This window comes from Collinsella aerofaciens (genome assembly GCF_018785245.1).
Taxonomy (GTDB): domain Bacteria; phylum Actinomycetota; class Coriobacteriia; order Coriobacteriales; family Coriobacteriaceae; genus Collinsella; species Collinsella aerofaciens_AD.
This window is the reverse complement of sequence record NZ_WQPL01000015.1, coordinates 36,948-61,408: the sequence shown is the minus strand read 5'-3', so window position 1 is coordinate 61,408 and position 24,461 is coordinate 36,948. Positions and strand designations below refer to the sequence as shown.

The window sequence follows — 24,461 nt, the reverse complement described above, 5'->3', positions numbered from 1 at the left end:
AGCCAAAGCAACCTCCCAGTTTACTGAGAGGCCAACCTGTGCTAAGAGCATGTAGTTCAAAAATATCTTTAATTAAAAAAGGAGAAATCGATAATCGACTTCTCCTTTAAGCGAGGCGAGTAAATTCCGAAACTAATGGCAGAATTTATCCATGTAGTCCTCAAAGTCGAACACTTCTACCACGACGCCCTCTTCCTGAAACTCTTTCAGCTGCTCCAAGAGATCTTTGTTAATAACGTCCATGCAGAAACCTCCTCTATCTAATCAATTGTAGTATATCTGCTTTCATGCAATTATCAACCAACTTGTTTAATTGCTCCTCGCTTGCCGATAGTCCCTTGAATATCAACTTCATCCGAACACCTCCCATATTCATCCGTACATGTACGGATGAATATGGGAATCCGATACCCTGAGGGCCGGGCCGGCCGGCCCCGGGAGATCGGAGGACACCATGTCCGGAAAGAACGGGAAGGGCGCCGCGAGGGCGGTTCCGAGGGCCTACGGCAGGCTCACCAGGCACGAGCGGGACACCATCCAGAGGATGCTGGAGCGCAGGGCCTCGTGCAGGGAGATCGCGAGGGAGCTGGGCAGGTCGCCCTCGACGGTGAGCGCCGAGGTGTCGTCGCACAGGTTCGTCACGGCGCCCAAGCCCAGGCGCGGCGAGCGCGTCGACGCCGGCACCGACCTGTCGGCGGCCTGCCCGCGCCTGGCGGCGTGGCCGCGCTGCTGCAACGGCTGCGGCCGCTACCGCGCGGTGGGCTGCAAGCGCCGCCCGCACGTCTTCTACGAGGCCCGCGCCGCGCAGCTGTGCGCGGACTCGGTGCTCGTCTCCTCCAGGCGCGGGATCGACGCCGACGAGCCCGCCGCCGCGGCGAGGCTGGAGGCCATCAGGGACTGCCTGCGCCGGGGGCTGTCGCCCGAGCAGATGGCGGCGCGCAACGGCGGTGTTAGCGCCGGAATAATTTAGCCAAATATAGTCGGCCGAGATTGACCAATCCCGGCCGACCCATTTTAGCCAACACGCCCGCATCTATGTCTTTCCTATCGCTTCCCTACATCCCCTCGGGCTGGATCCCCCTCACCTTCACCGCCTGGGGGACGGCCTCCACCGAGTAGGTGTCAAGCCCCCTGCCGCGGTAGCTCGGGCCCCGCATCACGAACACCGACGCCTTGTCGAACAGCCTGTCGAGGGCGCAGAGGAGCGTGTCGTCGCCCGTGAAGAACTCATCCCACCCGCTCGGGGCGATGTTGCTCGTGAGGACCATCGCGTTCGGCCCCTCCTTCTCGTAGCGCCTGTCGACGACATCGAAGAACAGGTCGGTGCACGGCCTGTCGTAGACGCATCTTCCCACCTCGTCAACGATGAGGCACGACGGCTTGACGAGCGAGGAGACGACCCGCGAGGTGTTTCCCCGCTGGACGGCCTTCTGGAACCTGTCCCTGAGCTCGGTCGCCTTTATGTAGTAGGTCTTGAGCCCCCGCATGCAGCACTCGCGCCCGTAGGCCTGCGCGAGGTGCGTCTTCCCTATGCCGCCGGGCCCGACGAAGGCGACGTTGCGGTGCGCGTAGAGGTCGGCCAGCGACGGGAGCTTGCCCAGCGCGGCCGCGTCCCGGCCCTGGATCCTGGAGAAGTCGAAGCCCTCGAAGGTCTTGGGCTCGCGCCTGGGCAGCCTGCTCAGCCTCAGCAGCGTCTCGATGGAGGCGAGCCTCCTCCTCTCCGCAAGGTAGGAGAAGGTGGCTGCCACGGCGGCCATCTCCCCGTCGCCGAGGTCGAGGTCCGAGGCGAGGGTCGCGAGCTCCTCCGCCCCGACGGCGATCCCGAGCCTCGACGCGGCGTCGCTCGCGAGCTCGTAGGGGCTCGCCCCCGCGCCCGCCATCATTCGGCCCTCCCGAAGTCGAACCTCTCGAAACCGGGTTTCGTCCTGGGCGGGGCGATTTGCTCGACCACGGTCCCCACCGGCTGGGTCGGCAGCTCCTCGGGCTGCGCCGGCGATGTCTCCCACTGCCCCTCGCACCAGCTGTCGGCGCCGGCGCCGACGGCGTGGGCGACGAGCTCGCGGGAGAGGTCGTCGCTGTATATGTGCACCACGCGCCCCTCCCGGCTCACCCTGCACTCGCGGCGGACGTACCAGTAGGGCACGCCGTAGCGGTGCCCCTCGAAGCTCACGAAGCCGTCGAAGGAGATCTTCCGGCGCGGGCACAGGTACCGCTCGACCTCGGCCGTGACCTCGAGCGGCCTGGTGTTCGCCGAGCACGCCGCCTCGTGCTCGCGCATCGGGACGCATGCCGCCGCGCGCCGCCAGCGGCCTCCCTGCTCGGCGCACCAGAGGGCTGCCTCCCGGTTGAGGGCGTCAAGGTCGGTGAAGGACCTTCCCGCGAGGAAGTTCCCCTTCACGAAGCGGACGAGCCTCTCCACCTTGCCCTTCGTATAGGGGTGGCGCGGCCTGCACAGCCTGGTGCGGAAGCCGACGACGCCCATGAACTCGGCGTAGTCGGCCTGCCAGACGGGCCGGCCGTCGGCATCGCGGCGGACGACCACGCTCTTCATGTTGTCGGTGAGCACGGTCGCGGGCACGCCCAGCGCCGAGAACGCGTGCAGCATCCCGATGAGGAGGTTCTCCTGGCGCGCGTTCGGGAAGAACTCGACGTGGGCGCCCCCGCAATGGTGGCAGACCATGGCGAAGCAGGCGATCCGCGCCCGCTCGCCGCCGGGGCGCTCGACCGCGACGAAGCCCCAGTCCATCTGGTAGGCCTCTCCGGGCGCCGTCCTGAAGCGCTGGCCGCGGCGGCCCTGCGGGGCCGCCTGCCGCCTCTTCGCGGGCACGAGGTCCCGGTGCGCGGCGATGTAGGTCTTCACCGTGGTGAGGCCGCCGGCGTAGCCCTGGCCGAGCAGCCGCTCGAATATCACCTGCGAGTTGGTGACGCCCTTCCGCAGGAGGTCGTCCACCAGGCCGGTGTGGCCGGCGAGCACGCCCGGCGCGGCCCTCCTCCCGCTGTTCCCGTGGGGCAGGGCCCTGAACCCGTGTGCCCTGACCGTCCTCGCGCGGGAGCGGGTGAGCCCCGTCCTCCTGCAGAACTCAGCGAGGTTGCATGCCTGCGGGTCGAACCCGTCGCCCTCCTCCGCGGCCATCTCCCGGAGCGCCGCGTCTATAATCTCCTGTAGGTCATCGTGTCTCTCGTTCACCTCAATGGTCCTCCTAACGCCGGCGTGTTGGCACCACCAGCGTAGTGGCGGCGGGGAGGCACGGTGGCCATTATTCGGTGACCGGGATTGGTCAAAATAGTTTGGCTATTAGCGGCTAAAATCGCCCGGCGCTAACAGCGGGCCGGTGGACCTGTCTCCCTCGACCATCTACCGCTGGGTCTCGGCGGGCTACGACGGCATGACGAACATGGAGCTCAGGCGGAAGGTCGGCTACAGGCCGAGGAAGCGCGCCGCCGGGCGGGCGGCCACGCGCCACTCCGCCCGCAGGTCGCATGCCGCGTTCCTCGCCCTCGGGGAGGACGCGTGCGCCGCGGCCTGGGAGATGGACACCGTCGAGGGCGCCCGGGAGGACTCCGCGTGCCTGCTCACGCTGCTGCACCGCCCCAGCAGGCTGCAGCTCGCGCTGCCGCTGGGCGGGAAGACCGCCGGGTGCGTCGCGGCCGCCCTGGAGGGCGTCCGGGCGGTCCTCGGCGCCGACGGGGCGCGCCGCGTGTTCCGCGCCGTGCTCACCGACAACGGCGCGGAGTTCGCCGACGAGGGCGCCATCGCGGCGCTGCTCGGCGAGGGGCCCGGCGAGACGAGGCTGTTCTACTGCGACCCCAGGCGGAGCGACCAGAAGGGCGCCTGCGAGCGCAACCACGTCGAGATAAGGAAGCTGCTGCCCAAGGGCGCCGGCCTCAGGTTCGACCGGCTCTCCCCGGCCGACCTGGCGCTGGCCATGTCGCACGTGAACTCCGAGCCCCGCGGCGCGCTCGGCTTCACGACGCCCGCCCGCGCCTTCAGGGCGATGCTCGGGGAGGACGCGGCGGCGCTGCTGGACGCCTACGGCGTGGAGGACGTGCCGCTCGGCGAGCTCGACCTGACGCCGGGGCTGATAGGGCGGGCGCGCGCAGAGAGGGGCGATGCCCCGCTGTCCTAGTCTGAAGGGAAAACGGAATAGACGGACCAACCGTCCGGCTGAGTCTGGGAAGAGGTGCCGGGCGGAGGGCGGAGCATGGCCACCGGACCCATCGAAACACATCTCCACCGTTCCTTCAACTGGGAAAATGCCGCCCCCGGGGCCTGGGAGGGGCACCGGGGGCGTTCGGCTAACTGCGGGAACGGCCTATCCGCTTAATGTGTTCGGCTGAGACTGGAAATCGACCCTTGCCGATAGTCCCTCTTTTTTCAAAATGTCGCGCACCTCGTTCTTAGTAATCGGCTTTTCAAACAACGAAAGCAAAGCGAACGAAAAATCATTAACCGCACACATTCTATGGGTGGCACAACTCAGCAGTACTCTTAACCCCTCTTTTGAGCGTCCGACTTCTTTCACAAACGAACTTTTAACCAATTGAAAACCATTATCGTGCATTACATAATCGGCATCGATATTTGTATTCAGCAATCCATAATGCAACAGTTCTTCTATCGCCCTTGTCAGCTCGAGGTCGCCCTGATCAAGGATAAGAGAAATGCTACAATCGGCCTCCAATAAACGGGCCAACTTAAGGTATACCAACTGGGAAACAGCATAGACATGATGGTATTCAGAATTATAGAAGTAGGCAAATGGCTCAACGAGCACGACAGAGGTCTTGGAATCCAGCCAGATTCGATCAGCTGGATTTAGACTAGTTAGCCGTCGCTTTACTTTGGTCAAATGTCCCTTATACCTGACAGCGTGAATAGAATCTAGGATCCAGGTCACCTCTGAAATATGAAGCCGCTGGGGCAAGTCAATTGTGTCGCTACCGTTTATGACCTCTTGCATATAAAAATCAATATGATGCTCATCAGATAAGGATTTTGCTTCATTTAAAGTTAAACCAGTGCCTGAAACATAATCCACTTCGAGGCGCAAATCCTCATATTGGGACTTCGGCATTACAGAGACACCATACTTATCGGGATGATTCCAAACATCCGACCCCATAACGAGACCAAAATTCGTAAATCCTCTCGTGGAATATGGAACACCACATACCTGTTTTGAATAATTCAAAACATTCTCTGTATAAGCTAAGGTGTTCAGAGCCTCTTCTTTAGTTTCGGTCGGAAAGCCAATCATAAAGAATAGATGAACAGGAATACCCGCATTGAGACAATCATGGATATTGCGATCAATCCAATCAACTCTCGTGTTCTTCTTCATTAGATCAAGAACTCTTTGGTTGTATGACTCGAGGCCAAACTGAATCTGCCTACATCCACTTTGGTATATCTTGTTGAAAACGTCTGTACTTAGGGTTGGAGAGAACCTCGTTTCTCCATGCCAGAAAAACGTTTTTCCCGATGCGTTTATTTCATCCGCAAGTTGCTCCATTCTTTTGCCTTCGAATGTTTCATCCACAAAAGAGAAAACTCTCGTGCCGTATTTTTCATTTAACCGACACATTATTTCAAATACTCTCGATATAGGCATCTTTCGGTAACAACCACCGGTAGCACCGGGAATGGTGCAGAAGGCGCAATGATTAAAACACTGCCTAGAGGAATAAACCGGCAATATTAACTCAGGCATGAAGTATTTAGAAAGGGCGAAGCCATCGAAATCGGGAACTGTATCGTTGATAAATGTTTGCTCAATCCGATGGTTTTTATATATCTTTCCACCTTTAGCATGGCAAAGGTTTGGAACACAGTCGAGATTGTCATCACCAGAGTCAAGAGCCTCAAGAAGACGTGCAAGCGGCTCTTCGCCGTCATACATCATTATCGAATCAATGTATTCAAAAAAGGGATGCCATTCTTTCATGCAGTCATCTGCTAAACGAGTAATGTAATTGCCGCCCAATGAGACGTGTTTAACAGATGGACATTCTTCTTTAATCAGTTTCGCTAACGTAACTGCAGAAATCAATTGGAAACAGCCGCTCACCGAAATCCCAATAAACTCGATTTTTTCCCTCTGAATACGCTTAAGAAAGGCAGTTTCATAGAAGGAAATAAACGGATTATGCAAGGTATCCGCAAGCGATTTCATTATTTCTGGTGTCGAATAATAATCATAGGGCAGATCTATGGAGTTGAACGTGTATTTAACTCCATATGAGACGTGATTTATGATATAGAGTGCATTTCTAAAAATGTTTTCAGCATATTGTCTTTCTTTTAGATTAAAGTATCTCTTCGATCTGAAAATATCTTTTGCCTCGTCAACATTAAGTGCTGACTTTTGTATCAACTCGATTGTTAATTGAACATTCGAACTAAACGAATCCTTTGATTCCCGATACCTTTTACAGCACTCTTCGACATGTCTAAAAGATAGGAGGTCATCGTAAAATTCCACGTTTAAGTCAACAATGTCAACTTTGTATTGTTCAACCTCTTGAAGATATGACTTCAAAACAGGCAAGGCAAGATACGGCCCCACTGGACTCCATCCTGGGGAAATACTAAAAGCGTTTTAGGCATATCAACGTCACATCTTTCGCAAATAATTCAATTGAAACACAACTACCATCATAATTGAAAATACACCAAGTCCTGTAACGAGAATTGAGAACATCGCGATGCTCGTGAACAGCGAAACAAGGAGTGTTGAAATAACAACAGCAACCGATTGCAAAGACTCCCTAATTGAAAACAGGCTCATCGATTCAGATCCGTCTCTCGCCAAATCCTGCAGCGATGTTATGAGAAGCACATCTTGAATGGCGTTTCCGGCACCGACGATAAAAAGGAAAATAAACGATATCCCAGACGCATAGCGATAGCCAAACGCCAGATACGCACCGAGCGCAAGATACGTCACAAAACAATATGATTTAACGCAATCGGAACCACTGATTAAACGACCGTATATTGTATTTCCGAACAACAGTCCGATTGTAAGACTACTCTGAAGGAATCCGTATTGTATCGATGACGAGTCAAATTGCAATTGCGCTATAGCTGGCAAAAGAGAATTCAGAGAGCCGAATGCCACGCCACTAGAAATATCGATTAATAGGAAACCAATTGCCAAGTGCTTCGCGTTAAGATCACTAAATGCAGTCCAGTTTTTTTCATTTTTGCTTATCCCCTCTTTATCATTAACCTCGATAACCGACGGAACATCTCGCAGCAACCAGAACGACGCGGCAAAAGAAAGCGCGTCTAATGCAAGAACAGCCTCCGCCCCAAATTGAGCGACAACAAAACCGCCGGCAACTGGCCCCAGAACCATCATCAAATTCTGCAGAAACCCAAACGAATTATTAATTACGTCGCGATTGATACTATTCGTATTGGCTCTTAACAACGAGTAAAAGCAGGGCATTTCAACCGTTCGGCAAAGCGATACCGCGCACGTAATAGCAAACATACTCCATTTACTATCAACAAAAATATAGCAAACGAATAATCCCGCGCGAATTAAGTCTGCCAATCTCATGGCCTGCAGTGTCCCGATACCCATCTTCTGAGGCAGCTGCGCGAGCGCAACTGAAAACAGAGCGGGGGCAAATCTGCAGCAGACCATCAAAGCAGTTGCAGAAACATCGTGAGTTACCTCGTAAATCAGCATTGGCAAAGCAATATTCGCACACCAATTGCCTATTTCGCTTATCCCTCTAGCAATATATAGGACCCGAACCGGACGGCTAGCTCTCAATACCGTGAACATCAGGATTAACCTCGTATTTCAGGCCTCGCTCATCCCTTAATAGGAATCCATAATCAACCAAGTACCGCCTCAACACGGCATAATCAGGATAGAGCTGTGACAGCACACGATTAACCTGAAGCTCCGTATAACTTGTATTTAATTCAAAGAAAGAGACGGCCCATAGCAGCATGATTCTTTTATAGCTTTCCTTTTTTGGAATTGAAACCAGCTCGCCATTCTTGAGAAATCGTTTTTTAAAGTCTATTAGCTCATCCATTCACATCCTCCATTTCATACGCATCTAATACTAAAAATGCATACGCTTTAGGTCATCGTATTCGGCTTCTTTATTCGAACTAAACTCGAACTAATCTAAATTATTTGCTCAAACACTCTTCGAAAGCTCGTTTTTCACTCTGAGTAAAATGCCCTTCCCAGTCAGTCCACGAACAGGAAGGCAACTCACAGCGAGCGGAGTCGAAGCCCTCTACCGTCGGTCGTTCAAAATGCACGATAACCTTTTCGATATCCCCATCTGTTATCAGGTCAGAATGAACGACCTCGGTACCGTCTTCGAATGTCATATACGGGTACATCACGTAAACCACCTCGCAATCGTTAATCCAGTTTAGCATCAAGCTATTGCACCAAAGACAGCAAGCCCCCTTGATGAGTTGATGGTATCTGTTAAATGTCACGTACGATTCACATCTGGTGGGTACCCTGATGGCTACACGAAACGAAGCAGATTTACACCGGGAGGACCCCGTATGACAACCAAGTACACCGACGCGCCGCGCACACGTGTCATGACGCCGGCATCGCTCAACAACGGCGTTCACGAAAACCATTCCATCGGCCAGACCATGGCCATCGCGCCCAAAAAGGGCCTGTTTGACGACATTTCCATTCCCCAGATCATCGCCGGCGCCGCAGCTGCCGCTACGAGCGTCGCGCTTGCCTCCAAGATCGGTATCGCCGGATCGGTGATCGGTGCCGCTGTGAGCTCGGTCATCACCGTTGTGTCCTCGCAGGTCTACCGCCACTTTATCTCTGCCAGCGCCGAAGCCCTCAAAGGTACGCACGCCACCGTCGACTACCCCGCCGGCGCCTATGAACCCGTTGAATTAAATGCCGAGGAGCACTTAGGCGGCGCCGCGACTACCCAGGAGATGCGCCAGATTGCAGGGCGCGCGACCACGGCGCGCGTCGCCCCCGACAGCCTGCGCGCCAAGGCGGCGGCAGAGCGCAGCCAGACGCAAAAGAAGGTCATCATCTTCTCGATCGCCATCGCCATCGTCGCGGTTATCGCCTGCACCGCTGCCATCCTTATCACCACCGCCGGTGAGGGTCTGGGCGAGCGTCCCGAGCCGATTCTGTCGTCACGCACGACCGAGCACGACGCGGACAGCACTGGTCAATCGCAAAGCCAGCAGGACGACTCGCAGGGCACCTCCGCATCCACCGACTCGTCCTCGAACACCCCCGATCAGTCGCAGGGCGCCGATTCTTCTGTGAACAACAACGGTACGCAATCCGGCACAACCGACTCAAGCCAAACGACTGACGGCTCTCAACCGAGCACGGGCGACCAGACGAGCGACACCACGTCGGGAACGGGCTCAGCAGACAGCAGCAACACCAGCAACTCGAACAGCTCGAGTGGAACCGCGTCCGGCACGGCATCTGACAGCTCGAGCCAAGGCACGGCATCGGGCAACTAAGCACGTTTGCCCCTCATAGATAATCGACCTGTATAACGGGCGCGAACCGGCAACGGTCGCGCCCGTTTGCCTTGGGCGCCGAGGTAGCAAGCCCCGCGCGATGGTAAGATGCTTTGGTGTGTAAAGAGGAGATTTGCCATGAGCAAGACAATAGTTAAGCCCACGCTATCGCTGGGCAACCACATCTATCTGTATCGTCTGCTGCGTGATGCGATTGGGTGCGGCAAGCAAACGTTTATGACGCAGGTCGAGGAGGCGCTCGCTGCTGGTGACATGGCCGCTTATGACCTGGGCTTCGAGTCCACGCGCGAGCTGCTCGAGGAGCTCGACGACTGCATAAGGCTGACCGTCTTTAAGGGCGGTCGCCTGTATGCCACGCTCATCGCCAACGAGGCCTGGGATGCCGCCCTTGCCAAGGGCGAGGACAAGCCCAAGGCTGCCAAGGGTGCCAAGCAGTCCTACAAAAAGAAAAAGCGCGGCGAGAAGGACCTCAAGGCCGTGCGCCCCAAGCACGTTAAGCGCGCCGAGCCCGAGCCCGTGGCCGAAGTCGCTCCGGAGCCCGAGCCCGAGGCAGAGATCGAAGTCGCTATTGAGGTAACGGCAGAAGCCGACACCGAAATCACCGCCACGACCGATCCCGAAGTCATATCCGAGCAGGAAGCCACTGCGGAGCTCAACGAAGCGCCCAAGTCGACAACCGAAGAAGCTGCTGACCAACCCGAGACGCCTGCGTTCCAAAACAGCGATGTCTTTGGCAACGAGGCTGAGGACGATCAGTCCGACGAGCCCGCCGATCAAGACGCTACCGAGTCGGCGCCGGAGCCCGAGACGCCGCAGCCCGCCATCTCGCTCACGGTCGTCTATGACCCCGAGAACGCCAACGCCGGCATCACCACCATGGCATCCACGCCCATCGAGGCAAAGTCGAGTGTCGAGAACGAGAACGCGACGCAGATTGAGGTTGAAACCGCAGCTGTAGACGCGCCCGTCACCGTGGAGCCCGCAGATTCCGAGATCAAGCCGGAAGCAACGCCGGAGCCCGCACCCTGCATCGAATCCGTGCCCGCCGCTGCTTGCGACCAAATTCCCGCACCGGCACCGGCTCCGGTCCCCGCTGCAGTACCGGCCCCCGCACCTGCAGCGCCTGCCATCCCCGAGGATTTCCCCGTCGATTTCGCAACCGAGGTCTTCTGCCCCGGCCCATTGCTACACCAGCTGTCGACCTATCTCCCCTACGGCGCCGACACGCTCGGCATCGTCGGCGAGTACTACTGGATTGCCCGCGAGCGCGGTACCATCGAGGCCGCGCGAAACCGCGCAAGCTTCCCCCTGCGCTACACGCAGGCCGGCGAGCGGCACGAAGTCACCGTGCGCATCCGCCGCAACACCACCGGCGGTCTCGGAGCCGCCTGGACCATCGATAAGGTCGAAGAACCCGAGCAGTAACGATAAACGGCTCAAATCAAAATCAGGATTTGAGCCGCTTTTATTAGCATTCATCGATGTTTCGTGACCAACAGCGAGCGGGCCGCAAGAGTCCCAGGTTGCCGTGAAAGAGGAGCGACGCGTACTTCGGTACGCGAGCGACGGCTTGAACGGCAAGATGGGGTGCTTGCGGCCCGCGCAGCGTCGAGCAGTTACGCGGTTTGGAAAACCGCGTAACGATCTAGTCACGCGTGAGCTTGCGGTGGATACGATGAGGCTGGGCTGCGTCCTCGCCCAGGCGCTCGATACGGTTGGCCTGATAGGCCTCGAAGTTGCCCTCGAACCAATACCAGTTGCCCGGATTCTCGTCGGTGCCCTCCCACGCCAGAATGTGCGTGGCGACGCGGTCCAGGAACATACGATCGTGGCTAATGACCACCGAGCAGCCCGGGAACTCGAGCAGCGCCGCTTCGAGCGAGGACAGCGTCTCGACGTCGAGGTCGTTCGTGGGCTCGTCGAGAAGCAGCAGGTTGCCGCCCTGCTTGAGCGTAAGCGCCAAGTTCAGACGGTTGCGCTCGCCGCCGGAGAGCACGCCAGCGCGCTTCTGCTGGTCCTGGCCCTTAAAGCCAAAGCTCGCCACATAAGCGCGGCTCGGAACCTCGGTCTCGCCGACCATCATGTGGTCCAGGCCGTCCGAGACGACCTCCCACAGGTTCTTATCGGGATCGATGCCGGAACGGTTCTGGTCGACGTAAGAAATCTTGACGGTCTCGCCCACCTCGAGCTCGCCCGAAGTCAGCGGCTCCAGACCCACAATCGTCTTGAACAGCGTGGTCTTGCCCACACCGTTGGGGCCGATGACACCCACGATACCGTTGCGCGGCAGGGTGAACGAAAGGTCATCGATGAGCACGCGACCGTCGAACTCCTTGTGCAGGTGATGAGCCTCGAGCACCTTGTTGCCCAGACGCGGGCCCACGGGGATGCGGATGTCGGTCCAGTCGAGCTTCTGGCTTGCGCGGGCCTCGGCCTCCATCTCCTCGTAACGAGCCAGACGGGCCTTGTTCTTGGCCTGGCGAGCCTTGGGCGAGCTGCGTACCCACTCGAGTTCGGCCTCCATGCGCTTGGCGAGCTTGGCGTCGCGGTTGCCCTGCGCCTCGATACGGGCGGCCTTGGTCTCCAGATACGTGGAGTAGTTGCCCTTGTAGGGATAAAGGTGACCGCGGTCGACCTCGCAGATCCACTCGGCAACGTTATCCAGGAAGTAGCGATCGTGCGTGACGGCAAGCACCGCGCCCTGGTAGTTGTGCAGGAAGTGCTCGAGCCACAGGATCGATTCGGCGTCCAGGTGGTTCGTGGGCTCGTCGAGCAGCAGCAGGTCGGGAGCCTCGAGCAGCAGCTTGCACAGGGCCACGCGACGGCGCTCGCCGCCGGAAAGCACGTTGACCGGCATGTCGGAATCGGGCAGCTGCAGGGCGTCCATGGCCTGGCCGAGCTTGGAATCGATATCCCAGCCGTCGGCGGCGTCGATCTCGTCCTGGAGCTTGCCCATCTCGGCCATGAGGGCGTCCATGTCGCAATCCGGGTCGCACATCTCCTCGCCGATCTTGTTGAAGCGATCGACCTTGGCGATCATGTCGCCAAATGCCATGCGCACGTTCTCGATGACGGTCTTGTCGTCGTCGAGCGGCGGCTCCTGCTGCAGGATACCCACGGTGTAGCCGGGGGTAAGTCTGGCATCGCCGTTGGACACCTCCTCGATACCGGCCATGATCTTGAGCAGGGTCGACTTGCCCATGCCGTTGGGGCCCACGACGCCGATCTTGGCACCGGGGTAGAAGCTCAGGGTCACGTCGTCAAGGATTACCTTGTCGCCATGGGCCTTGCGAGCCTGATACATCTGGTAGATAAACTCCGCCATTTGCCTGTTTTATCCTTTCTACCTGCTGTTTCCCTATTCTTGTTTCGCTTTAGTGGAAACGAAATGAGAAAACCAGCTCTGAAACGTAACGAAAAAGGGGCATGGTTGCCCACACCCCCTAATACTACCTGGGAAAAGTCCCCCGGAACATACTATGAACTGCGTACGCTAGTTTTCCGCAACCTTAACGAGCGGCTCGCTGCGATTTGCGCCACAACAGATACGAGTAGACGTAGACGGCTCCGACCGAACCAAACGCCAGAGCCGCAATCACCGCAGCGACGACTTCACTCGAAAGCACGCTGCCTGCCACGCCCATCACAATCAGGCCAATACCCAGCACCATAAAGCAGGCGCCGCCAAAACGCTGCGTACGGCGCCAGTTCTCGGGATCGGCAAGCGCCCAGGGTGTCTTGATACCGAGCGTATAGTTCTGCTTCACACGCGGCAAGTAGTTGCCTACGCCGATGAACAGCAAACCGATAGCACCGGAAATCAGCACGTTGACCGAACCGACCGCCGGCACCACGCCCCAGACCGTAAGCTCTCCCAGCCAGCTTATGACGCACATGAACAAGGTGAAGGCGATTACGAAGCCCTGGTAGAATTTGCCCGAGGTTCGATATGCCTCACCTTTGGGGTCGATGCGCGGCACCACGCAGAACATTGCGAGAAGCACCAGAGGCAGCACGCCGAGCGCGGAGGCCATCCAGCTAGGACCCCAACCGTCGACGGCGCCGTTCGCGCCCCAGTGCGTGGGAATCTGCGCAGGCAAGCTCGGCATCACCATGAGGTGCGCTACGACATTGGCGACGCAAAGAGCGACCAGCGCAATCCACACGCGCGACGATACCCCCGTGGGGTGAATGCCCTTGTTCTCGTTATTCATCCTTATCACCTTCAGTGTTTGTAAAGCCCATAAACCAGCCAATTAAATCCTGCATGACGGTGGTGTTTAAGCTGTATACGATGTTTTGGCCATGGCGCTCGTCGGTCACCAACCCGGCGTTTTTGAGCGTCGCCAAGTGATGGCTCAGCGATGGCTTACTGATATCGAAATGCTCGGCAAGCTCCCCCGCCGTGCAATTGCCCTCGCGCAGCAACTCCAAAATGCGCCGTCGCGTTGGATCGGCAAGCGCCTTAAAACCCTCTCCCGGCATAAGACCTCCTCTCATCATCTCTCATGACGCGCACACTATACTCGATATTTAGATGTTTGTCTAACTATCTAATCGCAATGCTTCAAACCACATCAAAGCAAACGCCATCGCAACCTATGGGCGATTACCTATAATGGCGATAGCTAAAACACGACCGACTCCCCATCGGAGGATATCCATGACCGAAACCACAGCCGCAGCCGCCATCGAGACACGCGACACCAAGCTCGAGATCATCATGGGCCGCGAGGCACTCGATAAGCTCGCCAATGCGACGGTGCTGGTGCTCGGCTGCGGAGGCGTGGGCTCCAACTGCTGCGAGGCACTTGCCCGCGGCGGCATCGGTCATTTCGTCATTCTGGACAAGGACATCATCGCGCCCAGCAATATCAATCGCCAGGCCATCGCCTTTCACAGCACCGTCGGCAAGCGCAAGGTTGACGTGATGGAAACCATGATCCACGATATCAATCCTGCCGCCACCGTCATCAAGCGAACTGAATACCTGTTGAGCGATAACATCGACGAATTCTTTGCGAGCATTTTGGAGCAGACGGACGGCAAGCTCGACTACGTCCTCGACGCCATCGACACCATCTCGGCCAAGCTCACCATTGCCAAATACGCTCAGGACCACGGCATTCGTTTGGTTAGCTCCATGGGCGGGGCCAACAAGCTCCATCCCGAGTGCCTCCGCTTTGCCGACATCTTCGATACGGTGCGTGACCCTATGAGCCGCATTATGCGCAAAGAATGCAAGAAACGCGGAATCAAGAGCCTGCATGTACTGTTTAGCTGTGAGGAATCGGTTAAGACACAGCCCCGCGACCCTTCCAATATCCACGAGCGTACCGAGCTCGGAACCGCCAGCTTTATGCCGCCCATCATGGGTCAGATGATTGCCGGCGAGGTTATCCGCCAGATCAGTGGGCGCGGCACCGAGCGCGTGCGCGCCGATGGCCAGCGCCTAGACTAGTGGAGCGCGCCGAGATGGGGCCCCAGTTAATTGATGCACACTGCCATCTTGATTTAATGGCTCACCCGGACGCCGTTGCCGATGAGGCGACGGCACTGGGCTTGGGTCTATTTGATTGCGGCGTCGATCCACGCGACTTTTCGGCCGCAAACGAGCGTGCCCGTCGCCAACCAGGCATCATCGCCGGCATTGGGCTTCACCCCTGGTGGCTCGCCGACGGCCGCTGTGGTTCTACCGAAGTCGATCTGCTTTGCGAAGTTGCCGCCCAAGAGCGCCACATCGGCGAAGTCGGACTCGACTTTTCCGAGCGCTTTGCCGGAAGCGAGTCGCTGCAAATACAGGCACTTGACCGGCTCTGCGATGTGCTCGTGCAGCGTCCTCTTGCCGGGCGCGTGATATCAATTCACGCCGTTCGTTCGGCAGGAACTGCGCTGGACGCCCTAGAATCGCACGGGCTACTCATCCCAAACCCCGACTCCCCCGCTATCATCTTCCACTGGTTTAGCGGCACCTCAGACGAGCTCGTCCGCGCGCGTAATGCGGGCTGCTATTTTTCTGTCAACGAACGCATGCTCGCGTCCAAACGAGGACGCGAATACGCACGACAGATTCCACTCGACCGTTTACTGCTCGAGACCGATGCGCCGACGGAGGCAAACACAGAAACAAGCGCGCAGTCGCTCATCAGATCGCTCGCAAGGACCTCGATGCGCATTGCCTCACTCAAAAACTGTGACGCAAAGCGCATCGAGTCGGTAGTTTTAGCAAATGCGCACGCTGTTTTTGACCTTCGCTAAGCTCGGTGTGCAAAAAACGCCAAATATGAGTACTGTTACCGGAATGGATACAGTACTCATATTTGGCGTTTTTTGCACACGAGGTCCCGGGGAGTCGACAATTCGACTCCCCGGCACTGCTCACCTATTCGGAAATCGGCGCTCCGTGGCCCCAAGAACCTTCCATGCCGCACACGGTCGAGGCAAACCCGGCAGCAAAGTCGAGCGCGCGCTCGATGGCCTCGGCGCCATCCTCACCGCGCTTGGCGGAATCGAGATAGCACATCAAAAACGAGGTGAGGAACGAGTCGCCCGCCCCCATGGTGTCCTTCATGTCCGTTACCGGTTTAGCCAGCTGGCGGTAATAACGCTCGCCGTCGTAAGCAATGCAGCCCTCGGCGCCCGCCGTAGCCGACACAAAACGCGGACCCAGGCCCTTCACCCATGCCAGACGCTCGCGAATCTCGTCCTCACTCGCAGCATCCGCCGCACTAAAGAAAGCAAAATCGACGTAGGGCGCAATCTGCTCGTAGTACTCGTCGGTGGAGTCGTCCGAAAAGTCAAAAGAGACCGTGACGCCCGCAGCCTTCAACTTGGGAAGCTCGCGCTCGGTAAAGCAATAGTTGCCCGAATGAACCACATCGAACTGCTTCATGTACGCAAGGTCAAAGCGATTGAGGACATAGCGCGCATCGCCACGGATACCGCCCTCGTTGGAGCCGAGGAAGACACGGTCACCGTCGACGACGGTCACGCGAGCCGCTCCGTTCTCGCCAATCATCTGCTCGCACTTGTCAAGCTCGATACCCTCATCCTCGAGGCTTGCAATGACATGCTCGGCAGCGGCATCATTGCCAAAAATTCCCATGTATGCGGAGCGTGCGGCACCGCATTTCTTGGCATAAACGGCGAAGTTCACCGCATTGCCGCCAGGATACATGGTGTGGATATGCTCGTAGCGATCGACGACGTTGTCGCCAAATCCGAGCGCGTTAACGTTAAATGCCATGGCCTTTGTCCCTTCTAGTACTCGACAACACCCATATAGCGACGGAAATCGGGGTCGTGATCAAACACCTTGCCGCGTGCAGCACGCAGCTCGCAGTTCATGGCGTAGAACAGCACCGGGTCCAGATAGGCGCGGACGCTCGCCGGCACGGCTTCCATACCGTACTCCTTGGCATCGAGCACCATCAGCGTATCGGTATGCGTCTTAAGAAACGCCAGGGCGCGCTCGTCCATAGCACGGCACTCGCTGGAGCCCATCTGCAGGAAGTAAAAAACGCCATCCTGAGTAGCCTCGAAGGGGCCGTGGAAGTACTCGGCGGAGTGGATGTAGCTGCAGTGCTGCCACTGCATCTCCATAAGAGAGCAGATAGCGAAACCGTAGGTCTGGCTAAAGTTGGGACCGCTGCCCAGAATATAGAAGAACTCGTGCTCCTGGCAAAGCTTGGCAAAGCGATCGCCCAGCTCGGCATTTACCTTCTCGCGTGCCGGGGGAAGAATCTTATCCATCTCGGCGATACCGGCATACATATCGGCAAGATCGGCGTAGCCCTCCTGCTGATCGAGCAGCTCTGCCGCAAGCGACAGCGAAATACCAGCGGGAACCTCGGCCTGCGGCACGCCCTCGCCCCATGGGTAGACCCACGTGGTCCACTTGCCGGAGTCGATCTTGGATCCAGCGTTGTCGGTCTGGGCGATCACCGTAGCACCGGCAGCAAGGGCAATCTCGCAGCCCTCGACGACCTCCGGGGTGTTGCCGCTGTGGCTGCAAGCGATGACCAGGGACTTCTCGCCCAGACGACGCGGACGCATGATATCGAACTCGCGAGCCGTATAGATATACGAAGTGAAGGTGGTTGCCTCGCGCTGCAGAAGCTCATGAGCCGGGATCAAATCGATCATGGAGCCACCGCAAGCAATCCAGTAGACGCTGTCGAACTTGCCCTTCTCGGCAATTGCCTCTTTGATCAGATCGTGTGCGTTCATATCCAGTTCCTTTCTTGTTTGGCCCGCAATCAATGACGTTGGTTGCGTGGCCGATGGTTGTTTTAGTCAATCAGATATTTCTCGAATGCGGCCATGTTCTTGGCATCTGCCGCCGCCGGATCATCGTAGTAACGACCGTCCGTGATTTCCTGGCCCAGCATGCCGTCGAAACCATGGGCGTTGAGCGTGGCGACGAAGGCGTCCATATCGTGCTTGCCATCGCCCCACACCAGATGGCCATACGGGTCACCGTCGATAAAGTGCATCTCGTGAATTGCCCCATCACCAAAGGCGGCAAACCAGTCCTCGAGCGTCTCGCCTGCAACGCCCATCGCGGTTGTATCAACCATGGGCTGTAAGTACGGGCTCGCGACCTCGTCAATCATGCGCTTCGCATCGGAAACCGTCGTCACAAGGTTGCTCTCCTCGGGACGCAGGCTTTCCATCGTAAGCACCAGACCGTGCTCGCCGGCATACTCCGCCAGAATGGACAAGTGCTCGCGGCTGCGCTTCCAGGCTTCCTCGCGGTCCTCGTCCCAGTCGCCCCAGCCCGAGTTGATGGACATGCGGTCGCACCCAAGTACCTCGGCAAGCTCAATGCCGTGCTTAAAGTACGCCAGGCTGCGCTGCTCATGCAGCGGTTTGCGTGCGCAATACTGCCAAGGATAGACAACATTCTCGGGGCACAGAGTACGATACCTAAGCCCACGGTCTGCAGCCTTTTTCGCCAGGACCTCAGCCTCAAAGTAGCCCGTGTGGTCGAGCGTCACATGCGGCTCCGCACACCACAGCTCAATGGACTCAAAGCCCAAGCGCTGCTGCACATCAAGGAAGTAATCGAGCGACCACATGATGTAGTGGATATTCATGCCCGCAATCTGTTCGCGGTGCAGCGTCGGTTTGGATTCAGACATCTTATGCCTCCTTATTTCGATCGAACACGATTTGTCCGTCCGACATCGTCATGTCAACCGCAAGATCGTGTGCGTCGCGATAATCGAGGTCGAACACATCCCGATCGAGCACGCAGATATCGGCAAGCTTGCCAACCTCGAGCGTACCCAGCTCGTCTTCGCGCATCAGGTCGTACGCGCCCCCGGCAGTCCAAGCGCGCAAGAGCTCGACAAGCGTCAGCGTGTTGACCTCATTCACGGGCAGTCCGTCGGCGAAGAATCCGCCGCACGCGCTGTAGATTGACTCGCCCAGGCTCGGAATCAGCAGCGGCAGATCCGTGCCGCAGCACACTGTGCATCCGGAATCTTCCATGCCGCGGCGATTCCAGCTGTGCAAAAGTCGCGTCTCGCCAATTTGTCGACGCATCATCGACAGGCAATCCTCGCGCCGGTCCAGCGTCAGAATCTGCGGATAGACCTCGCAAATTCCACCTAACTTGCCAAACTCGACAAGATCGGTCGGGTCAGAGTTCTCGAGATCGGTAATCGCATGGCGACGAAGCATCCGTCCATGCTCGTCTCGAGGCAGCGAGGCATAGAGCGCCACGGTGCGACGAACGGCGCCATCGCCCTGGCAATGCAAGGAATATCGGAAGCCGTCAGCATCAATTGCACGCAGCTCGTTCTCAATCAGATCCCACTCTGGCTCCTCGACGACCGTCTTGCCGGCAGCGCCCGCATCGGCCGAGTCCGCATAGGGGTCAATCATCTCGGCAAGCCCCGCCCATACGCCGCGATCGGTCATACGGTTGAAGCCAGAAAAACGAACGAACGGTCCCCGGAAGCGCTCTCGTGCCTCGCGGGCATATGCCAGATTTGCACCGGCACCCACCGGCTGCGACATCATAGAGACGCGAACCGTCAGCTCACCAGATTCCTCACGGCGAGCCATTTCGTCGGCAAAGCCGTAGTAGTCATCAAACGCCATCTCCTTGATGGCGGTAACGCCGCGTTCGTTAAGCATGCTCATGTAGTCCGAATACCCTGCACGCACCTCGGGCAGCGCGAGGAAATCGCTCATCATGCGCCAGATCTTCTCGGCATAGCACGCCTGGGGCGTAAAGCCGTATCGCGCACTGGCGGCAGCATTGAGAACACAGGTATCCGCGCCCGGTGTAAAGCAGACGACGGGGATATCGCCAAAACACTCGTCAAACACAGCTGCCGTATTTGCGTTCTCGGCATCCGATGCCAACGTTTCGGGTAGGTTGTGGCCAAAAGCCGCCGCGCAATCCGGACGATCTTCTTTCCATGCACGCAAGAGCGACACGGCCTCTTTGGCATCAGCGATGCCGGACAGATCAGGCCCCAACGTCCGCAGCGCCCAGCCTGTATAGAAGGTATGCACATCGATCAGGCCAGGCATGACGGTGCGGTCGCCCAGGTCAACTACCTCGTCCGCCTGGGTCAAATACGAAGCTAGCTCACACTTGGTGCCAACAGCCTCAATTCGATTGCCACGGACCGCTACGAAACCTTCAAACGGCAGGTCCCCCGTACCGGTAAAGACGCTCTTAGACGTCAGGACCGTCAAACGATCAGACATCACAACCACCTACGCCGGAAGCATGCCGGAAATGGCAGTAATGACCAAGCCAAACACGACCATGAAGATGAAGAACTTCCAAATGGTCTTCCACCATTGGCCAAACGAAATCTTAGCCACGGCAAGGCCGGCGACCGTCATACCCGCCACGGGGCTGATGGTGTTGATGGTCTGGTTGGCAAACTGGAGCGCGGTGACGGCCGCCTCGGGATTGAGGCCCATGAGCTCGGTCAGGGGGCCCATAACGGGCATGGTGAGCGCCGCCAGGCCAGAACTCGAGGGAACCAGCAAAGAGAGCAGGCCAAGGACGACATACATAAACGTGGTGTAGACGGCGGCAGGTGCACCGGCGAGCGCGGTAGCAAGCGCCTGGAGGATGGTGTCGATGATCATGCCGCCCTCGGCGATGACCAGAATACCGCGAGCGATACCGATAACGACGGCAGCGTACGCAAAGTCGGCGAGACCCTTAACGAACTCCTCTGCGATCGTCTGCTGGTCAAGGCCGCCCAGGATACCGGCAAGCAAGCCCATGCCAAGGAACACGGCGGAAATCTGATTCATGTACCAGCCCTGGGTAACAAGACCCCAGACGATAATGCCCATACCGCAAGCAAAATCGATAAGCACGAGCTTCTGACGGATAGTGAACTCTTCCTCGATGGAGGCATCGGTCACGGAAAACTCAATACGCTTGAGCTTATCGTCCTCGTACACAATGGACGACTCGGGGTTTTTCTTGACGCGCATGGCGTAGCGCATGGCCCATGCGATACCGACGGCAGTGAAGATGACCCAAGAAACGGCGCGCAGCCACAGTTGCGGATTACCCTCGATGCCAATGATGCCTTGGGCGATCAAAACATTAAACGGGTCGATGGTCGAAGCACAATATCCCAGGTTAGGACCAAGGAAGCAGATGATGAATGCCGTCATCGAGTCATAGCCGATACCCATCATGATGGGAATGAAGATGGCATAGAACGGCAGGGCTTCCTCAGACATACCAAACGTAGTGCCGCAAATAGACAGCAATGTCATCGTGATGGGAATGATGAGGATGTCCTTGTTCTTGAGCTTTTTAATCACACGGCTCATGCCGGCATTCAAAGCGTTGGTCTTGGTGATGATCGCGAACGATCCGCCAATCAATAAGACGAACGCAACGACGTCGGCAGCCTCCTGGATGCCCTTGGTGGGCGCTTGCAGAACCGCGAAGATATCCTGGCCCAGATTGATGGTCTCGCCGGTCTCGGAATCGGTGTAGTTCTTATCGACCTGTTCATAGGTTCCAGCAACGGCGACTTCACGCTCGCCCGCCGCTGTCGAAATCGTCTTGCGCTGATACTGACCAGAGGGAACGATCCAAGTCAGGACCGCAAAGACAACGATCAGCAAGAACATGATCGTATAGACATGCGGTAATTTGAACTTAAAACGTCTGTTTGTCTTCTTCGCCTTCGTATCTGACATAGATACCTCCAAAGAACTCGAGACTGCATCGTATCTCGCTTCAACGTTTGCACAATGCAAACGTTCTATGACGTTCCATAGATTACCAGCAGCTTTTTCCTTCATCAAGATAATTTCAAACTGATTGCCGCAACGCGGTTGAACGGTTGCGTTTGCGCCGTGAACGGTATGGAAACGCCCGGTGAGATGATCCACCGGGCGTTTCCATTCGCAATGTCCTAGATGTCAAAAACGTAGCGAGACCCAACGATCCGCTGACGACCGATGATAAACGGCCGCCGCTGCTCATCGAAAAAGAAGGCTTCCATATAAAACAAGGGCTCGCCAACGGGAACTGCCAACAGTCGAGCGACCTCGGGCGACGCGCACGCGATCTCGAGCGTGCACGGGTCGGTAAACGCGGGCGTGCGGCCCGTCCGGTTGCGCACGAACTCAAAAATGGATTGGTTAGATAGAGGTGCCGTTGATAGATAGGCGTTGTCCTCGTAAACATATATGTTGTTCTCGAGCATGACAGGGACGCCATCGGCAGTGCGCACGCGCTCAACGCAAATCAAGTCAGTTCCAACGGGAACACCAAAGAACTGTGCTTCGGTGGAATCCGCCGGCAGTATCTTTCTCGAAATGACACACGCCCCCGGTTCCATTCCGTTAACGCGACATGCGTCCGAAAAACTCTGGACGTCATCCTTCTGGCGAATCTTGCGCTTAAGCTTGGGGGCATTGACAAACGTGCCTTTCCCCTGCCGCTTCGTTAGATAGCCCTGCTGGACGAGCTCCTCAATAGCGCGTCGCACGGTAACGCGGCCAACTTTATAGCTCTCAGCCAATTCGAATTCGTTGGGTATCCGCGCGCCCGCCTTGTAGGCGCCGGAGTTGATTTCGTTTTTGATGATATCAATAACCTGTTGGTACAGCGGTATCGCTGCTTTACCGTCAGTTGGCCCTTCAGTCGGTGGCATATACCCTCTCCCAGCACAATTAATTCTAAAACGGGCTTAAGGGCATTCAACAAGCCCTTAAGCCCGCATTAGCTTAAAGTATGCTAGGTGTCGCACCAAAATGTTGGCTATTTACTCATCAGACCCGAAAAACGCGCAACTACCGCGCTCCTAAGAAAGCGTGAGCAGCTCCGGCAGCTGGTCGATAATCTTGTCCGCGGCATCCTGGCTAAAGCCAAAGCGCTCCTCGCGCTTGGCAATGACTGTCAGGCCGGCTCGCTTGCCGGCAGTGATGCCAGGCACCGAATCCTCGACGCAGCAGCAGCGATTCGCGGGCAGCCCCAGCAGGTCCAGCGCATGCAGGTAGATGTCGGGCTCGGGCTTGCTCTCCTTAAACTGCTCGCCGCTCACCACATACTCAAAGGCATCCGACAGCCCGCATGCGTTGAGCACTTCCTCGATGCTATCCATGGGAGACGAGCTGGCAAGCGACACGCGAACGCCACGGCGCGGCAGCTCTCGAATCGTATCCACGGCGCCTGGGTTAATCAAAGCCTGATAGTCGCGCGGACGCTTATGCGCCCACTCGTTCCAACGGGCCAACGCTTCCTCGCCAGTGAAATGCCCCTTACCGGCGCGCTCAAACCAATCGACCAGCATATGCAGGAAGAACTGGTGCGAAGTACCGACCTGCCCATTCAACTCCTCTTGAGTCAGGTTAAGCCCAAGCTCCTTGGCAAACGCGGCAGTCTCGCCCAGGTAGTAATACTCGGTATCGACAATCACGCCGTCCATGTCAAAGATAACGGCGTCGAACGGAAATGCGGACACGGCACCCTCCCTAACAAAAGGGCGCCCGCAAGCGGACGCCCGAGCCATGCACTATCGGCGATTCTAACCCAGCAGCTTATCCAGCGCCACCGCAATGCCGTCTTCGTTATTATTGGCGGTCACCATCTGGGCCACAGCCTTAACCTCATCGACGGCATTGCCCATGGCAACACCGGTGCCGGCCCACTCAATCATGGACTTATCGTTCTGGCCGTCGCCAAACGAGACGACCTCGCTGGCATCGATACCGAGCTTGGGCAGGGCACCCTCGAGCGCGCGGGCCTTGTCGATGCCGGGCGCCGTGTACTCAAAGTACCAGTCGGCCGTAAACATGCCCGAAAGCGTCTGGGTAAAGGGCGCATACATTTCCTCGTAATGTGCCTGCAGGTAGGTCGGATCGCCCGCCGTCAGCAGCTTGTCCACGGGATAAGTATCCACGACCCCATGCAAGCTCTCGACCTCGCGGATCTTAAGGTCGCACGCATCGCGCTCGTATTTGACGATGTTTTTCTGCAAGCCGTCAGGCAGCGTGATCATGCAATGGTACGAGTCCTCGACGTGCAAATCGCGACCGAGCGAAATCATAGGGATCACGTCAAAATTACGCAGGTGATCAATCAGGCGATGCAATTCGTCGGCAGGCATAGCCTGATCGAACAGTACCTCGTCGGTCTGAGCGTCGACCACATGCGCGCCATTGAAAGCGACTAGCAGACCGTCATGGTTTTGGAGGTCGAGCTCCTGCGCCAAGGCGTGCAGCCCCCATGCGGGACGACCCGAAGCCAAGATGAGCTTAATGCCCGACTCCTGCGCCGCGAGCAGCTTCTCGCGTGTACGCGGGCTGATGACCTTTTGGTCGTTGGTGAGCGTACCGTCGATATCAATTGCGATGGCTTTGATTGCCATATAAGCCTCCCTGTCATTGAGTAACCTTGTCTGAGTCATCATACAGAACACCCACT

Annotated in this window: 22 protein-coding genes; 6 read left to right on the top strand and 16 right to left on the bottom strand. The window is 57.4% G+C overall.

Translation table 11 applies throughout. The features are described from left to right. Positions 1 to 454: 454 nt before the first annotated feature. Entirely contained in the window at positions 455 to 970 is a 516-nt protein-coding gene (locus GPK39_RS03470; protein ID WP_252204623.1) for a helix-turn-helix domain-containing protein, read from the top strand. 85 nt (positions 971 to 1,055) lie between these two features. Here GPK39_RS03470 and GPK39_RS03465 read toward each other — a convergent pair whose 3' ends face one another. After that, on the bottom strand, positions 1,056 to 1,883 hold the full coding sequence (locus GPK39_RS03465; RefSeq protein WP_149926431.1) for an ATP-binding protein: 828 nt from the start codon (positions 1,881 to 1,883) through the stop codon (positions 1,056 to 1,058). Next, a complete protein-coding gene (istA, locus tag GPK39_RS03460; protein WP_338404387.1) occupies positions 1,880 to 3,187 on the bottom strand; it encodes an IS21 family transposase in 1,308 nt (435 codons plus the stop codon). The genes GPK39_RS03465 and istA overlap by 4 nt, the downstream gene beginning before the upstream one ends. 145 nt (positions 3,188 to 3,332) lie before the next feature. On the opposite strand from istA, the gene GPK39_RS03455 reads away from it, so the two are divergent. Continuing rightward, positions 3,333 to 4,127, top strand: a complete 795-nt coding sequence (locus GPK39_RS03455) for an IS30 family transposase (protein ID WP_338404386.1) — start codon at positions 3,333 to 3,335, stop codon at positions 4,125 to 4,127. A 186-nt stretch (positions 4,128 to 4,313) separates the two neighbouring features. Here the strand turns inward: GPK39_RS03455 and GPK39_RS09720 are convergent, their stop codons facing one another. From GPK39_RS09720 to GPK39_RS03440, 3 genes are read right to left on the bottom strand one after another with little or no spacing between them, the layout of a single operon-like run. Next, positions 4,314 to 6,566, bottom strand: a complete 2,253-nt coding sequence (locus tag GPK39_RS09720) for a B12-binding domain-containing radical SAM protein (protein WP_215673816.1) — start codon at positions 6,564 to 6,566, stop codon at positions 4,314 to 4,316. A 48-nt stretch (positions 6,567 to 6,614) separates the two neighbouring features. Continuing rightward, a complete protein-coding gene (locus GPK39_RS03445) occupies positions 6,615 to 7,799 on the bottom strand; it encodes an MFS transporter (RefSeq protein WP_215673814.1) in 1,185 nt (394 codons plus the stop codon). After that, positions 7,777 to 8,058, bottom strand: a complete 282-nt coding sequence (locus GPK39_RS03440; RefSeq protein WP_196022588.1) for a DUF2087 domain-containing protein — start codon at positions 8,056 to 8,058, stop codon at positions 7,777 to 7,779. The genes GPK39_RS03445 and GPK39_RS03440 overlap by 23 nt, the downstream gene beginning before the upstream one ends. Before the next feature lie 493 nt (positions 8,059 to 8,551). Here GPK39_RS03440 and GPK39_RS03435 point away from each other — a divergent pair, with 493 nt between their 5' ends. Together GPK39_RS03435 and GPK39_RS03430 are read left to right on the top strand one after the other, a co-directional pair. Then, positions 8,552 to 9,505 (top strand): hypothetical protein, encoded by a 954-nt coding sequence (locus GPK39_RS03435; RefSeq protein WP_161144876.1) that lies wholly within the window; start codon positions 8,552 to 8,554, stop codon positions 9,503 to 9,505. A gap of 138 nt (positions 9,506 to 9,643) precedes the next feature. Further along, positions 9,644 to 10,951: a hypothetical protein gene (locus tag GPK39_RS03430; RefSeq protein ID WP_215673812.1), complete on the top strand. Its 1,308-nt coding sequence runs from the start codon at positions 9,644 to 9,646 to the stop codon at positions 10,949 to 10,951. A gap of 220 nt (positions 10,952 to 11,171) precedes the next feature. Here the strand turns inward: GPK39_RS03430 and ettA are convergent, their stop codons facing one another. From ettA to GPK39_RS03415, 3 genes are all read right to left on the bottom strand, one after another. Further along, a complete protein-coding gene (ettA, locus tag GPK39_RS03425; RefSeq protein WP_055251458.1) occupies positions 11,172 to 12,851 on the bottom strand; it encodes an energy-dependent translational throttle protein EttA in 1,680 nt (559 codons plus the stop codon). A gap of 184 nt (positions 12,852 to 13,035) precedes the next feature. After that, complete coding sequence (locus GPK39_RS03420) at positions 13,036 to 13,740, bottom strand: SdpI family protein (RefSeq protein ID WP_215673809.1); 705 nt, start codon at positions 13,738 to 13,740, stop codon at positions 13,036 to 13,038. Next, a complete protein-coding gene (locus GPK39_RS03415) occupies positions 13,733 to 14,011 on the bottom strand; it encodes an autorepressor SdpR family transcription factor (RefSeq protein WP_022094448.1) in 279 nt (92 codons plus the stop codon). Before GPK39_RS03415 ends, GPK39_RS03420 begins: the two co-directional genes overlap by 8 nt. Positions 14,012 to 14,189: 178 nt before the next feature. On the opposite strand from GPK39_RS03415, the gene GPK39_RS03410 reads away from it, so the two are divergent. Continuing rightward, positions 14,190 to 14,987 (top strand): tRNA threonylcarbamoyladenosine dehydratase, encoded by a 798-nt coding sequence (locus tag GPK39_RS03410; RefSeq protein WP_215673807.1) that lies wholly within the window; start codon positions 14,190 to 14,192, stop codon positions 14,985 to 14,987. Next, complete coding sequence (locus tag GPK39_RS03405; RefSeq protein ID WP_215673805.1) at positions 14,987 to 15,784, top strand: TatD family hydrolase; 798 nt, start codon at positions 14,987 to 14,989, stop codon at positions 15,782 to 15,784. The genes GPK39_RS03410 and GPK39_RS03405 overlap by 1 nt, the downstream gene beginning before the upstream one ends. 124 nt (positions 15,785 to 15,908) lie before the next feature. Here the strand turns inward: GPK39_RS03405 and GPK39_RS03400 are convergent, their stop codons facing one another. From GPK39_RS03400 to GPK39_RS03365, 8 genes are all read right to left on the bottom strand, one after another. After that, positions 15,909 to 16,772 carry a PfkB family carbohydrate kinase gene (locus GPK39_RS03400; protein ID WP_215673803.1) on the bottom strand — a complete coding sequence of 288 codons (864 nt, stop codon included), beginning with the start codon at positions 16,770 to 16,772 and terminating at the stop codon, positions 15,909 to 15,911. 14 nt (positions 16,773 to 16,786) lie between these two features. Further along, complete coding sequence (locus GPK39_RS03395) at positions 16,787 to 17,755, bottom strand: SIS domain-containing protein (protein WP_022094440.1); 969 nt, start codon at positions 17,753 to 17,755, stop codon at positions 16,787 to 16,789. A gap of 62 nt (positions 17,756 to 17,817) precedes the next feature. After that, on the bottom strand, positions 17,818 to 18,669 hold the full coding sequence (locus tag GPK39_RS03390) for a sugar phosphate isomerase/epimerase family protein (protein ID WP_195503316.1): 852 nt from the start codon (positions 18,667 to 18,669) through the stop codon (positions 17,818 to 17,820). A 1-nt stretch (position 18,670) separates the two neighbouring features. Beyond that, positions 18,671 to 20,254 (bottom strand): amidohydrolase, encoded by a 1,584-nt coding sequence (locus GPK39_RS03385; RefSeq protein WP_215673801.1) that lies wholly within the window; start codon positions 20,252 to 20,254, stop codon positions 18,671 to 18,673. A 9-nt stretch (positions 20,255 to 20,263) separates the two neighbouring features. Continuing rightward, the gene (locus GPK39_RS03380; RefSeq protein WP_117745873.1) at positions 20,264 to 21,727 is read right to left on the bottom strand and encodes a YfcC family protein; all 1,464 of its coding nucleotides are present in this window, start codon (positions 21,725 to 21,727) and stop codon (positions 20,264 to 20,266) included. Positions 21,728 to 21,945: 218 nt separating this feature from the next. Next, entirely contained in the window at positions 21,946 to 22,689 is a 744-nt protein-coding gene (locus GPK39_RS03375) for a GntR family transcriptional regulator (protein WP_117629749.1), read from the bottom strand. A gap of 150 nt (positions 22,690 to 22,839) precedes the next feature. Continuing rightward, positions 22,840 to 23,499 carry an HAD family hydrolase gene (locus GPK39_RS03370; RefSeq protein ID WP_338404385.1) on the bottom strand — a complete coding sequence of 220 codons (660 nt, stop codon included), beginning with the start codon at positions 23,497 to 23,499 and terminating at the stop codon, positions 22,840 to 22,842. Positions 23,500 to 23,562: 63 nt separating this feature from the next. Next, positions 23,563 to 24,405: a Cof-type HAD-IIB family hydrolase gene (locus GPK39_RS03365; RefSeq protein WP_215673796.1), complete on the bottom strand. Its 843-nt coding sequence runs from the start codon at positions 24,403 to 24,405 to the stop codon at positions 23,563 to 23,565. Positions 24,406 to 24,461 lie beyond the last annotated feature (56 nt).

What these genes read in the sequence shown, in the direction of transcription:
- GPK39_RS03435 (WP_161144876.1), top strand. Translation starts at nt 8,552, where the DNA reads ATGACAACCAAGTACACCGACGCGCCGCGCACACGTGTCATGACGCCG.
- GPK39_RS03375 (WP_117629749.1), bottom strand. Translation starts at nt 22,689, where the DNA reads ATGCCACCGACTGAAGGGCCAACTGACGGTAAAGCAGCGATACCGCTG.
- GPK39_RS03420 (WP_215673809.1), bottom strand. Translation starts at nt 13,740, where the DNA reads ATGAATAACGAGAACAAGGGCATTCACCCCACGGGGGTATCGTCGCGC.
- GPK39_RS03465 (WP_149926431.1), bottom strand. Translation starts at nt 1,883, where the DNA reads ATGATGGCGGGCGCGGGGGCGAGCCCCTACGAGCTCGCGAGCGACGCC.
- ettA (WP_055251458.1), bottom strand. Translation starts at nt 12,851, where the DNA reads ATGGCGGAGTTTATCTACCAGATGTATCAGGCTCGCAAGGCCCATGGC.
- GPK39_RS03365 (WP_215673796.1), bottom strand. Translation starts at nt 24,405, where the DNA reads ATGGCAATCAAAGCCATCGCAATTGATATCGACGGTACGCTCACCAAC.
- GPK39_RS03390 (WP_195503316.1), bottom strand. Translation starts at nt 18,669, where the DNA reads ATGTCTGAATCCAAACCGACGCTGCACCGCGAACAGATTGCGGGCATG.
- GPK39_RS03395 (WP_022094440.1), bottom strand. Translation starts at nt 17,755, where the DNA reads ATGAACGCACACGATCTGATCAAAGAGGCAATTGCCGAGAAGGGCAAG.
- GPK39_RS03410 (WP_215673807.1), top strand. Translation starts at nt 14,190, where the DNA reads ATGACCGAAACCACAGCCGCAGCCGCCATCGAGACACGCGACACCAAG.
- GPK39_RS03385 (WP_215673801.1), bottom strand. Translation starts at nt 20,254, where the DNA reads ATGTCTGATCGTTTGACGGTCCTGACGTCTAAGAGCGTCTTTACCGGT.
- GPK39_RS03380 (WP_117745873.1), bottom strand. Translation starts at nt 21,727, where the DNA reads ATGTCAGATACGAAGGCGAAGAAGACAAACAGACGTTTTAAGTTCAAA.
- GPK39_RS03400 (WP_215673803.1), bottom strand. Translation starts at nt 16,772, where the DNA reads ATGGCATTTAACGTTAACGCGCTCGGATTTGGCGACAACGTCGTCGAT.
- GPK39_RS03470 (WP_252204623.1), top strand. Translation starts at nt 455, where the DNA reads ATGTCCGGAAAGAACGGGAAGGGCGCCGCGAGGGCGGTTCCGAGGGCC.
- GPK39_RS03445 (WP_215673814.1), bottom strand. Translation starts at nt 7,799, where the DNA reads ATGTTCACGGTATTGAGAGCTAGCCGTCCGGTTCGGGTCCTATATATT.
- GPK39_RS03440 (WP_196022588.1), bottom strand. Translation starts at nt 8,058, where the DNA reads ATGGATGAGCTAATAGACTTTAAAAAACGATTTCTCAAGAATGGCGAG.
- GPK39_RS03430 (WP_215673812.1), top strand. Translation starts at nt 9,644, where the DNA reads ATGAGCAAGACAATAGTTAAGCCCACGCTATCGCTGGGCAACCACATC.
- GPK39_RS03415 (WP_022094448.1), bottom strand. Translation starts at nt 14,011, where the DNA reads ATGCCGGGAGAGGGTTTTAAGGCGCTTGCCGATCCAACGCGACGGCGC.